The 12,635-nt window shown below is 48.7% G+C and carries 10 protein-coding genes; 7 read left to right on the top strand and 3 right to left on the bottom strand.

The annotated features are described in order from the left end of the window. Positions 1 to 96 precede the first annotated feature (96 nt). The 4 genes from G9G53_RS18075 (at position 97) to G9G53_RS18060 (ending at position 7,160) form a co-directional block, all read left to right on the top strand. Positions 97 to 465 (top strand): ArsR/SmtB family transcription factor, encoded by a 369-nt coding sequence (locus G9G53_RS18075; RefSeq protein WP_007432172.1) that lies wholly within the window; start codon positions 97 to 99, stop codon positions 463 to 465. A gap of 188 nt (positions 466 to 653) precedes the next feature. Continuing rightward, complete coding sequence (locus tag G9G53_RS18070; protein ID WP_165149448.1) at positions 654 to 2,990, top strand: heavy metal translocating P-type ATPase; 2,337 nt, start codon at positions 654 to 656, stop codon at positions 2,988 to 2,990. Between the two features lie 305 nt (positions 2,991 to 3,295). Continuing rightward, the gene (locus G9G53_RS18065) at positions 3,296 to 4,747 is read left to right on the top strand and encodes a PEP-utilizing protein (protein ID WP_029519225.1); all 1,452 of its coding nucleotides are present in this window, start codon (positions 3,296 to 3,298) and stop codon (positions 4,745 to 4,747) included. A gap of 430 nt (positions 4,748 to 5,177) precedes the next feature. Beyond that, positions 5,178 to 7,160: a heavy metal translocating P-type ATPase gene (locus tag G9G53_RS18060; RefSeq protein WP_049817084.1), complete on the top strand. Its 1,983-nt coding sequence runs from the start codon at positions 5,178 to 5,180 to the stop codon at positions 7,158 to 7,160. A gap of 88 nt (positions 7,161 to 7,248) precedes the next feature. On the opposite strand, the gene G9G53_RS18055 is transcribed toward G9G53_RS18060, so the two are convergent. Both G9G53_RS18055 and G9G53_RS18050 read right to left on the bottom strand, forming a co-directional pair. Continuing rightward, complete coding sequence (locus G9G53_RS18055; protein ID WP_165149446.1) at positions 7,249 to 8,772, bottom strand: DHA2 family efflux MFS transporter permease subunit; 1,524 nt, start codon at positions 8,770 to 8,772, stop codon at positions 7,249 to 7,251. 9 nt (positions 8,773 to 8,781) lie between these two features. After that, positions 8,782 to 9,417 carry an HlyD family secretion protein gene (locus G9G53_RS18050; RefSeq protein ID WP_025724158.1) on the bottom strand — a complete coding sequence of 212 codons (636 nt, stop codon included), beginning with the start codon at positions 9,415 to 9,417 and terminating at the stop codon, positions 8,782 to 8,784. A gap of 134 nt (positions 9,418 to 9,551) precedes the next feature. Here G9G53_RS18050 and G9G53_RS18045 point away from each other — a divergent pair, with 134 nt between their 5' ends. Together G9G53_RS18045 and G9G53_RS18040 are read left to right on the top strand one after the other, a co-directional pair. Beyond that, positions 9,552 to 10,109 carry an NAD(P)H-dependent oxidoreductase gene (locus tag G9G53_RS18045; protein WP_165149444.1) on the top strand — a complete coding sequence of 186 codons (558 nt, stop codon included), beginning with the start codon at positions 9,552 to 9,554 and terminating at the stop codon, positions 10,107 to 10,109. Positions 10,110 to 10,119: 10 nt separating this feature from the next. After that, the gene (locus tag G9G53_RS18040) at positions 10,120 to 10,581 is read left to right on the top strand and encodes a hypothetical protein (RefSeq protein ID WP_165149442.1); all 462 of its coding nucleotides are present in this window, start codon (positions 10,120 to 10,122) and stop codon (positions 10,579 to 10,581) included. A gap of 82 nt (positions 10,582 to 10,663) precedes the next feature. Here G9G53_RS18040 and G9G53_RS18035 read toward each other — a convergent pair whose 3' ends face one another. Next, a complete protein-coding gene (locus G9G53_RS18035) occupies positions 10,664 to 11,395 on the bottom strand; it encodes a ZIP family metal transporter (protein WP_013311970.1) in 732 nt (243 codons plus the stop codon). Positions 11,396 to 11,676: 281 nt separating this feature from the next. On the opposite strand from G9G53_RS18035, the gene trxB reads away from it, so the two are divergent. Then, complete coding sequence (gene trxB, locus G9G53_RS18030; RefSeq protein ID WP_013311969.1) at positions 11,677 to 12,618, top strand: thioredoxin-disulfide reductase; 942 nt, start codon at positions 11,677 to 11,679, stop codon at positions 12,616 to 12,618. Positions 12,619 to 12,635 lie beyond the last annotated feature (17 nt).

Raw genomic sequence — 12,635 nt, 5'->3', positions numbered from 1 at the left:
TTTCTGTTACAGGGCAAGCTGTAATATAAGCTATTCGTAAACTCTACGAATTTGCTATAATAGGAGCATCAAGTCGAAATACACGGGGTGAAAAGGATGAATTCTGAAACGGAAGCTTTGGATTGCGAGCCGGCTTGTCACGGTTCAGATCAGGAAATCGAGCGCATAAAATCTTCCCTAGTTGAGGATTCCATCGCATACAAAATGTCGGAGCTGTTTAAAGCACTGGGTGACCCGACACGAATTAAGCTGATTTATGCCCTGGCACAAAAAGAACTGTGTGTCCATGATCTGACCCAGGTGTTGAACATGGGACAATCTGCGGTATCCCACCAGCTTCGTTATTTGCGCAACCTGCGTATTGTCAAACGACGCAAAGAAGGCAAAACGGTGTTTTATTCACTGGATGATAATCATGTGGAGCAGATCTTTTTGCAAACCCATCAACACATATCACATCAATAATCTTTTGGGATAAAACAACAGAGGGCGCCAAGCGATTGGCGCTCTTTTGGCGTTTGTCCGTTGAAGTCGATTTTTTTGTTAAAAAGGGCTAGATGTCATTGACTTTTGACCCTGATCCTGAATATAATGACCTTAATAAATAATATATGAACAGTTGCTCATATATAGTTAATTGGAGGCCAATGATTATGGATGCTCTAAAAAGAACGGAACGGCATGAATGGATTTTGGAAGGTTTGGATTGCGCCAACTGTGCGCTCAAGATTGAAAATGGAGTCAGTAAAATAGAAGGGGTCATGGATTGCTCGGTCAATTTTGTTACGAAAACGTTGACGATGACCACAAGTTCGGATCAAAAAGAAGAGGTTTTTCGCCAGACGGAACGGAAGGTTCATAGACTTGAGCCACATGTTCGGATGGTGGTAAAAAGTGCCCGTGGCCACCTACATGAAGACAGTCGAAGCCATGCTGGTGCAGTACAATCAGATAGCGTAGAGGATTGTGCATGCGGTCATGAGCATAATGATGAAGGTGAAGGACATACACAAGAGCATCACAACCACCATGCAGAGCACAAACATGGTGAATCCACCCATGCTCATTCACATTCGCATGGAGATGATAGCCACGCTGGGCATACGCATGATCACGGTACGGACGGTATGCGCCGCATGATTGCGCGTTTGGCTATTGGTGCGGTCGTTGCGGCTGTTGCCTGGTGGTTACCTGTTGAAGGTGTAGGCAAGCTGGCCTTATTTTTACTGGCATATATCATCGTTGGCGGTGATGTTGTCTTGCAGGCTGCACGCAGTTTGGTACGTGGAATGGCCTTTGACGAATACTTCCTGATGACGCTGGCTACTGTTGGTGCATTTGCGATTGGGGAATACCCGGAAGGCGTAGCTGTCATGTTCTTTTATCAAATCGGAGAGCTGTTTCAAGGCATCGCAGTTAACCGTTCACGTAAGTCCATCAGTGATCTGATGGATATTAGACCGGACTATGCGAACCTGAAGACGGCTGAGTCCGTACGGAGAGTGTCTCCAGAAGACGTTCGCATTGGGGATTTGATTGTGATTAAGCCAGGCGAGAAGATCCCACTGGACGGTAAAGTTGTAGATGGTAAATCGCATGTGGATACCTCTGCGTTGACTGGTGAATCGGTGCCTCGTACTGTGGAGCCAGGAAGTAGCGTGTTGAGTGGATTTATCAATACGAACGGACTTCTAACGGTAGAGGTTAGCAAAGAGTTTAGTGAATCCGCGGTCTCTAAAATTTTGGAATTAGTGCAAAATGCGAGTGCCAAAAAAGCGCCGACTGAAAAGTTTATCACGAAATTTTCCAGATACTATACTCCCGTAGTGGTTATTGTAGCGCTGTTGTTGGCGGTTGTTCCACCGCTTGTTGTGCCAGGTGCACAATTTGCAGATTGGGTGTACCGTGCGCTTGTTTTCCTCGTTATTTCTTGTCCATGTGCGCTGGTAGTATCTATTCCACTGGGCTTCTTTGGGGGAATCGGGGCAGCCTCTCGTTCAGGTATTCTGATCAAGGGTGGGAATTATCTTGAAGCTCTGAATCATGTAAAATACGCTGTTTTTGATAAAACAGGCACACTCACCAAAGGTGTTTTCCGTGTAACAGGGATTTATCCTGCCGGAGATTTTACAAACGAAACCCTGCTCGAAACCGCCGCTTTGGCGGAGCTGCATTCGACACATCCTATTGCTGCATCTTTGCGTGAATCCTACGGTAAAGAACTCAGAGCAGAACGGGTTCAGCAGTATAGTGAAATATCCGGTCACGGGATTCAGGCACAAATAGATGGTCGTCTGGTATCGGCCGGGAACGCCAAGCTGATGAAGCGGGAACATGTTGCTTTTAACGTGGCGCAGCAAGCAGGGACGCTGGATGAAGGAACGGTCGTACATGTGGCGGTAGACGGAACGTATGCCGGGTGCATTCTGATTTCAGATGAGGTTAAGGAAGACGCAGCCCAAACGGTTACTTCACTGAAAAAGTTGGGTGTGGTGAAAACCATCATGCTGACGGGTGACAATCGGACAGTTGCCGAGGCTGTAGGACGACAGCTGGGTTTGGATGAAGTAAGGGCAGAGCTGTTACCTCAGCACAAAGCCGAAGCCATCGAGCAGTTGTCTGCAAGTAAAAAAACGAGCGACAAAATTTTGTTCGTGGGCGATGGAATCAATGATACACCCGTACTGGCGCTGGCCGATGTCGGTGTAGCGATGGGTGGCTTGGGTTCGGACGCTGCGATTGAGGCGGCAGATATCGTAATCATGAACGACGAGCCTTCAAGGCTGGTTACGGCCATCCATATCGCCAAGCGCACACGTCGTATCGTATGGCAAAACATCATTTTTGCACTAGGTGTCAAAGCTGTGTTTCTTACGCTGGGAGCATTCGGTATTGCTACGATGTGGGAGGCTGTATTTTCCGATGTAGGTGTAACATTGCTAGCCGTATTGAATGTGATGCGTGTATTGAAGGTTCGTTCTTACGAGTAAAAAATAAACACCCCCGGGTTAACATCGGATGTAGGCATCCTGTGAAAACCGGGGGTGTTTATTTTATAGGTTCCTTTTTCGAGTGGTCTTGTACCAGCAGTATAGAGATTACTTGTGGGTTGTAGGGGAGCTGTGCCCAGATGTATAAATGCGTGGCGTGCCTAATACGTTAAGGTAGGGGCTTTACAAGTAAGGCCCATGTAAGATTCGGTTGCTCCATTATGAGTAAGCGTTTTCCTTATTTGGAGGGGTACTCAAATTCGTGTGTGCCAACTTGCTGACGGAAGAAAGGATGGATTAATAGCATGGAGGCTAAACTGATGCATGTATTCGCAGAGCTGTTGGGCGGCAAAAACAGCCGGGATCTCAAAGATCCAGAGTCGGTTATGGAGACTGCTGCACAGAGGTTGGCTATGGAGACGCTAAGGGCAGGCAGCCATGAAGTATCTGCTACGCAGGGGGAAGATCCGTTGGGCTGGCTGGTTGGTTTAGCTGAGCAGGGCGTAATCAGCCGAGCGGAGGCTTTGATGGCTGCGAATCCCGAATTACTTGGGGAAACGATGCTGAATAGCGGCAACGATATTGGGCAAGCAATGGGTACACTCCTAAAATGGAGCGATGAATACAGACGTACCTTCATACGGATTTATGCCGATGCTCCTACAAGTATGAGTCGTATAAGTACAGAGACAGCATCAGAAATAGGCAGTTTCGACGGTTATAGTCTTCTGCATGGCCCCTTGTCACAGGCCTCTGGCCGCGTTGGGGAATTATGCTATGCCTATCTGGACGTAGCTGAGTCTGGACAGACGATTCATGCCCCTGACGGGGAGCCCGACCCCATCCTTATTCCCGGCTCTCGTGCATCTGACACGTACAAAACCTTTAACCAGGCATCTGGCCTGCCTGGATTGTGTGAGCATTTGTCCCGCCGGATTATCAGCTTGCTGGAAACAGAGTATGAAGGCTTATTCGAGTCTCTGAACGGATCGCCACTCACTGTTGCCCTAATGGAGCAGAACAATGCAGTGGGTATTGGCAGCTTGCAAGATATGCAGCTGGAGGCATTACTGCGTGCGGCGTTGCGGAGCGTGCGGCAGGGGGGAGAACCCAAGCTGGAGATTATGGTACGCAATCCGGCTGACGTGGACGAATTCCGGGCAACCCGAGACTGGATTGACGGCGTTGCGGAGCAGACCTTATGCGGACGTCTTCGGTGCATTCCATATCGGGTAGGCGTGCTTTTGACAGTTGCCCCGTCTTTGGTGCCTAACATAAGCCCAACATGGAACAAGGAAGCCGCACGGTCGGAGGAGTCAGCCAACCCCAATAACATATCCAAAGTGGGTGCACGACATATCAAGCAGGTGGCTCAAGCTGCAGATCTGACACGTTTTGCCGATACGGTCATTTTAGAAGTCATACCAACTCCATCCGATGATATTAGGACTGAGGATCAGTTGATTCCACCCGGTGTCGATGGTCATGAGAATACTAGTGATACGATAAAATGCATAATGGAAGCTGTTCGACGTGTAAAGCCCGAGCTTCCTTTATGGGTAGCAATAGATGAAATTAACCAGTCTCTGGATGGGATTTCGATCTGGGAGAATGAGCTGACGGGGGTCATTTGCCCGGACACAGCAGTTCCCGCCGCACGCCTTGCAGCTGCGCGTTTGGGACTGCAACAGCCCGCAGATCGTCAGCGCACTTCTGGGGCTGCACACAACCATGCGTGGAAGTTTCCTTTAGCCTGAAGATAACCTGAATTCATGTAATAGAGGATTTTGCAAAAATCCAATAAGCGATTTTCAAAGAACAAAATATAGATCGAAATGGCCTAGTTCGTCTATATATTACACTTTGGAGCGACTGGAATCGATTTTTGTAAATCCTGAATCGGATGCTCTAAATATGGAGGATACCTGCGGTGTTTGCGCGGGTATCTTTTTTTATTTAGACCATTGCTGGTTTACAAGTGGAAAAGAAAAGGTATATAATAAAACAAAAGTTTCTCTAAACCAAAATAATTGTATAGACGCAAAAATGATTATCATTCTCATTTGCTAAACATGCTGCTTCGGGCTTCCCGAAGCAGCATGTGCTATTTTAGGGCACTTAACAATGGATATCATTCTCAATGAGATGCTAGTACAAGGAACAAAATATGGAAAGGAACGTGACATGATGCAAGCTGTTCAACGATTACAAGATACATTGTCTCCCTCTAACCGAACCCTTTCAAAAAACAGTGGCAGCGGACGACCCGGTCCGAATCGTAAGCCGCAATTTCAGCTTAAAAGTATGCTGAAAAACAAGGAGATGCAAGCTGCTCTAGGTAGTGGATTGCTGATGTTGATGGCATGGGGAGTCTCACATTGGTGGCAATGGCTATCGGTCATTCTGTATGTGGTGTCCTATGCCCTTGGGGGCTGGTCCAAAGCCAGGGAAGGAGTCGAAACACTGATCCGAGAACATGATCTGGATGTTAACCTGCTCATGATTGCTGCCTCCCTAGGAGCTGCGGCCATTGGCTATTGGAATGAAGGAGCCATGCTGATCTTTATTTTTGCACTCAGCGGTGCGCTGGAGAGCTATACCACCGAGCGTAGTAGTAAGGATATTTCTGAGCTTATGGCGTTGAAGCCGGAAACGGCTTTGCGCTTGTCTCGCGAGGGGACCGAAACGGTCGGCATTGAGCAGCTGTTGCCAGGCGACCTGCTGCTGGTGAAGCCGGGCGAACTGATTCCGGCGGACGGCCGAATCTCTAAGGGCGTTTCGGCAGTGAATCAGGCATCGATTACCGGTGAATCTATTCCGGTAAATAAGGTGGAAGGTGACGAGGTATATGCGGGCACCATTAATGGAGAAGGGGTGCTATATGTGGAGGTTAGTCAGTCCTCAGAGAACACTTTATTTTCGAAAATCATTCGTATGGTGGAAGAGGCTCAGACCGAAGTTCCTGATTCCCAGCGTTTTATTAAAACGTTCGAATCGGTGTACGCTCGAATTGTTGTTGCTGTCACGCTGATCGTCATTGCCGGTGCACCCATAGCATTAGGCTGGACGTGGGCAGCAGCGTTTTACAAGGCTATGGTGTTCCTCGTCGTGGCCTCCCCCTGTGCGCTCGTATCATCCATTATGCCAGTAATGCTATCGGCCATTTCCAACCGTGCCCGACGGGGCATCCTGTTCAAAGGTGGTGCACATGTGGAGAATATGGCATTGACTTCTGTTGTTGCTTTTGACAAAACAGGCACGTTAACGATGGGGTCACCTGTCGTCACGGATTGGATTACCGCCGCAGAATACGATGCCGATGAGTTATTGCATATGGTCGCCACAATTGAAAGCTATTCTTTGCATCCACTGGCGCGAGCGATTGTAGCCAAAGCCGAAGCTGATTTGGGACAGAGAGATCTTCTTCCAACCGAAGAAGTGCAGGCACTCACCGGATGGGGAATGGAAGGCATCATAGGTGGGGTGAAGTGGAAAATTGGGCGTACAAATGTACTGGATGAACCTGGTTCTCTGGCAGAGCCAAAGTGGATGGAGAGTCGGGCCCGGCTGGAAGCTGAGGGTAAAACCGTATCCATCATCCTCGCGAATGATCGGATTGCCGGAATGCTGGCACTACGCGACGAGCTGCGTCCGCAGGCCCAAGAGTCCGTGAAACGACTGCAAGCGCAGGGTATCCGGGTTGTCATGCTAACCGGGGACCGTCCAGAAACGGCCGCTGTGATCGCGGCGCAGGCCGGAGTTGACGCCGTGTATGCTGGCTTAATGCCGGAGGACAAAGTCAGCCATATTCGCATGCTGCGGGAGCAGTACGGGCATGTCGTCATGGTCGGCGACGGTGTGAACGACGCTCCTGCGTTGACAGCGGCAACCGTAGGACTAGGCATGGGGATGCATGGCAGCGGAGCCGCACTGGAGGTCGCAGACGTTGTGCTGATGAACGATGGAATCGAGGAGATTGCTCCGACGGTAGCACTGGCCCGCAAGGCGCAGCGGGTGGTTAAACAAAATATGATCTTTGCGGTAAGTGTCATTTTGCTGCTTGTGATCAGCAACTTTGTGCAAGATATAGCCCTGCCATTTGGGGTTATTGGGCATGAAGGTAGCACATTACTGGTTATTTTGAATGGCCTGCGCTTATTACGGTCATAGGGCTAATAATCACAAGAAGGAGCATTCATCCTCTTAAAAATTCAAGGGGTGAATGCTCCTTCTTTTGCAGCCTCGCAACGCTGTACGTCTATCTTCGTCGTGGCGTAGACCGTCGTAAGAACAAGGAAAACAATAGCCCTGCCAGCGCAATCCCTGTAGCAATGATAAAGGCATCATTAATGCCATGGATCGTCGATTCCGTAACAGCATTTCGGTACACCTGTTGTAGCGCTAACGATGAACCACTTTCTGTTGAAATGCCCGCCGTTTGCGCGAGGGTTTGTCCCAACTGTGCTATCCCTTCGGTTAAAGGAACATTGGCGGTGGTAGCGACATTCGCATAATCCGCTACATGAATCGTGGTTCGGCTGCTCATTACAGTAATGAGCCAAGCGGTACCGATAGACCCGGCAATTTGCCGTACTGTATTGGACATGGCTGTACCATGGCTACCGAGATGGGGAGGCAACTGGTTTAGCCCTTCCGTCTGGACGGACATCATCAGCAGTGACATTCCGAAGCTGCGAATCGTATAGATGATCATAATATGTCCGTAGGTGGTGGCGTCGGTTAGCAGACTGAACTCCCATGTCGTGACTGCCGTAATGATCAGCCCAATGATCGCCAACGGCCTTGCGCCTATACGGTCAAATACTGCCCCTGATATGGGTGACATCACACCCATCAGCAGTGCACCCGGCAACAGCAGCAGACCGGATTGCAACGGTGTAAAGCCGCGTATATTTTGCAAATAGATTGGCAGCAGCAGCATACCGCCAAACATCGTCATGTTGACGGTAGCCCCGACTAAGGTTGATACAGTAAAAATATCATATTTAAACACACGGAACTCCAGCATCGGCTGTAGCATGTTCAGCTCGCGCACGATAAACAATACAATAAACACAATCCCGGCAGCGAGTGTGAGTATTACTGTATTGCTACCCCAGCCTTTGTCCCCAGCTGAACTAAAGCCATACAGCAGGAAGCCAAACCCAAGGGTGGAAAAGATGGTTCCCAGCAGGTCAAAGTTCGGTTTCGTTAGCTTGGATACATTTTTGAGCCAGCGTATGGCAAACAGAATATCAATGACCGCCAGCGGAATAACAAGTAAAAATAGCAGCCGCCAGCTGTAATGCTCCACAATATAGCCGGATAAAGTTGGTCCAATCGCCGGGGCAAACATCATGGCGATTCCCATAGTACCCATGGCAGCGCCCCGTTTTTCTGGAGGAAACACAGTCAGGAACACGTTCATCACCACAGGCATGATGATGCCTGCTCCGCTGGCCTGGATAACACGTCCAACCAGCATAGGCGCAAAGCCGGTACTGGCAGCACAGACGACAGACCCGGCAGTAAATAACCCCATCGCGGAGATGAACAGCGCACGTGTTCCGAAGGACTCAATCAGAAAAGCAGTGATAGGAATCAAAATCCCGTTGGTTAACATATATCCGGTGGAAAGCCATTGAACGGTTGTGGCAGACACATTGAAATCATTCATTAAGTGTGGAATGGCCACGTTAAGCAGCGTTTGATTCAAAATCGAAATGAAGGCGCCTAGCAGCAGCACGGACAGAATACGTCCGACGGACATTTTTTGATCCATGACAGCCCCCTACTTGTGAACTCTGATAGTCGCACTCATTCCCGGGATAATACCCAGCCCCTTGTAACCTTGAATGGAAATATTGACAGGCACGACCTGCGTCACCTTGGTATAGTTGGCAGTGGTGTTGGAAGTGGGCAGTAGTGAAAAAGTCGATGCGGTCGCCAGGCCGATCTTTTCGAGTTTACCGCTCAGGGACGTATCCGGGTAAGCATCAATATATACATCTACGGTTTGTCCTACTTGAAGATCCTGTACAGCCGTTTCGTCTATATTGGCGGTAATCCATAAATTGTTTAGATCAAAAGCCTTCGCTAAAGGCGTGCCTGCCCCAACAATTGAGTTGTTGACCGCAGATTGCTGCACGATGGTACCATCGGTTGGAATCGTAACGCTAATTCGGCTTCCGCCTCCTTCTACATTACCCAGTGTGCTTCCAGCGGTGTAGGTTTTACCAACTTCAGCATTCCAGCCTGTGAGCTTGCCAGCGCCTGGAGAGGCAACGGTAACCGCTTGTCCACTCACTTGGGCATTATCGGTTTTTATGTAGTTGGCGGATTGATTGTAGTAATAGGCGGCGGCTCCACCTCCTGCCAGAATAATGATAATAACTAGCAAGTTGACTAATATGGCGCGTGAATTCATGTGTTAACATGCCTCCCTAGTTCTTGGATTTTCAAAGTATGCGTCAAACGATTCATAATATTCAGATGGATTTTGGGCAAGGTTAAGAGCGCATGCGAAAAGGATGATTTTGCTGACAAAGGATGATGCGCATAATGACGACGACCAGAATCATGATTGTATATGACAGTGAAAATGGGCATACCGAACGTCTCGCACGCTCAATTGCAGAAGGAGCACACCTTGAGCACACGGAAGTGTTGTTAAAGCATGTAAATGAGGCCGATGTGAATGAGCTAGTGAGTGTGGATGCGATCCTATGGGGTTGTCCGGGGCATTTTGGTACGATCAGCAGCGGTCTGAAAAGCTGGATTGATAAGCTGGGGTATCTGTGGGCGCAGGGCAAGCTGGTGGACAAAATCGGCGCTGTGTTTTGCACAACCGCTACCGTTCATGGTGGATTGGAATCCACACTTCTGAATTTGATTACTCCAATGCTTCATCAAGGCATGATTATTGTAGGACTGCCCGCCAATATTACGGAAAATGCATTATACGGCTCCTATTACGGCGTAGGGATAACATGTCCGGTGGAGACTGACCCCAATGGACCACCTAATCTTCCAACGGGTGATGATCTTGCACTAGGCCGCTCTTTGGGCAAACGGGTCGCTGAAATAGCGGGACGGTACCGTAGCGCTGAAAGAGAATAGGAGGCTACCGATGACCATTGCTTTTATCGTAGTAGCTGCGGTTGCCTTTATTTTTTTGCTGGTATTTAATACGAAGATGACGCGCAAGTCCTCTTCCAAGACTCGCTCTACCGAAGAGGACTCACGGCAAAGAAGCAAACGTCCTTATCCTGTACAGGTGGAACCCGAGGCGCGTGAATGGATAGATCCTGCGCAAGAGACGCCTCCTAAGGATATCGATGTCGAAGAGCATCATGCGGAGGAACAACACAAGGTGCCTGATATCCAGACGGATAAGAAGGTGGAAAAAGATCGCGAGAATATTAAAGATGCTTACGGAGATCAGGATTATCGTGCGGCTTTACGTGGTTTTACCAAAAAGGACGAAGAAAAGGAAAGACGTTCTCCAATATCCAATGGAGAGAAGGAGACTTACAAAAGTGAGGACGAGCAGTACCGTGAAGCACTGCGCTCCATGAACCAAAAAAAATGACGTATCTCCATATGAACATGCCAAAAAGGCTGCTTATCTGTCTGGATTACAGGCAGATAAGCAGCCTTTTTGTGTTGCTCGGCTATAGCCATTCGGTTAGCCCAATCATCGTAATTAAGCCGAGAATAAAAGAGAATGTGGCGATCCGCTGGTTGCCATCCCCGTGACTCTCGGGAATCAGTTCCTTGTAGACGATAAACATCATGGCTCCGGCGGCAAAAGCAAGGCCGTAAGGTACCAGTCCGTTCACCCAGCTACTCAAATAAAAGCCGATCAGACTCGTAATGATTTCCACAGCTCCGGTGAGGGTAGCAATGCCCAAGGCCTTGAAACGGCCGATGTTTTGATTCACAAGGAACAACGCTACGATAAAGCCTTCCGGGGCATTTTGCAGGCCGATAGAGAAGGCGATCAGATTGCCGAGATTGTGAGTCTCACTCGCATAGCTGACCCCAACAGAGAGTCCTTCCGGTAAATTGTGCAATGTAATAGCTGCGATGATGAGAAAAGATTTGGATTCCAGTTGAAAGGTCTTGGAATCTGGGTCCTCCAAATCCGCATGGGGAATGTACATCTCCATCACCAGTAATACGAGGCAGCCGAGCAGAATTCCCGCAGTCAGCACGAACCAATTGGAATGCTGGATCGCTTCGGGAATGAGGTTATACACGGAGGCAGAGGTCATAATTCCTGCGGCATAAGCCAACAGAACATCGCGAAGCCGATGCGTGATATTACGCATAAACAGTATGGGCACGGCGCCGAGTCCAGTGGACAGGGCAGAAATAAAGCTACCTACAAAAACGTCATTCATAATCGGGATAATCCCTCCATACCTGATTTATCTTTAAGCTTCGCTTCATGAAAACTTCATTTGACTGTTTACAGCTATTTCCGCATAATGAAATTAGGATTTAGAATCAGTCTAAGTCATAAAAAGCTACAAAACAAGTGATTCGTTTTTGTAATATCCGGGTGTCCACATTTTGGGATAAGCTTCTGGCGGAATTACTTTTAGAGTATATGCAGTTGCCCAGCGCCCGGTTCCGAAAACTCGTTATATAATACTTATGATATTTTAGGAGGAACCAAGATATGTACAAGTCCATTATTATAGGTACCGGCCCTGCCGGTTTGACCGCTGCAATTTATCTGGCACGCGCTAACATGAGCCCACTGGTGATCGAAGGACCACAGCCAGGCGGACAATTAACTACGACTACGGAAGTTGAAAATTTCCCAGGTTTTCCGGAAGGAATCATGGGACCCGATTTGATGGATAATATGCGTAAGCAAGCGGAGCGTTTTGGCGCTGAATTCCGCACAGGCTGGGTAAACAAAGTAGACACAACTGCTCGTCCATTTACTTTGGATGTAGAGGGTTTGGGTGAACTGGTTACTGATACGCTGATTATTTCCACAGGAGCGACTGCCAAGTACCTGGGTATTCCCGGTGAACAGGATAATATCGGACGTGGCGTAAGCACTTGCGCAACATGCGACGGCTTCTTTTTCCGTGGCAAAGAAATTGTTGTCATCGGCGGCGGAGACTCTGCACTGGAAGAAGCCAATTTCCTGACTCGTTTTGCCTCTAAAGTAACGTTGGTGCATCGTCGTGAAGAAATGCGCGCCTCCAAAATTATGCAGGATCGTGCTCGTGCGAACAACAAAATTGAATGGGCGCTTAATCGTACTCCTGTAGAAGTGATTGCGGACGAGAACGGAGTCACTGGCTTGAAAGTGCTGAATAATGCAACAGGTGAAGAGGAAGTTATTACGGTTAGCGGCGTATTCGTGGCGATTGGTCATCATCCGAATACGGGCTTCCTCGAAGGACAAATTACAACGGATGCGAACGGTTATATCGTCGTAAATCCGGGTACTTCCGAAACAAACGTGCCTGGCGTATTCGCTTGTGGCGACGTACAGGATACACGCTACAGACAAGCAATTACCGCAGCAGGTAGTGGCTGCATGGCTGCTATGGACAGCGAGAAATACATCGAAAGCCTGGAGCACAGCGCACTGGCCCTGTAATGATCCACGCAAGTTTG

It is taken from the genome of Paenibacillus sp. EKM206P (genome assembly GCF_011066155.1).
Taxonomy (GTDB): domain Bacteria; phylum Bacillota; class Bacilli; order Paenibacillales; family Paenibacillaceae; genus Paenibacillus; species Paenibacillus polymyxa_D.
The sequence above is the reverse complement of the archived record's forward strand: the minus strand, read 5'-3'. Positions and strand labels throughout refer to the sequence as shown.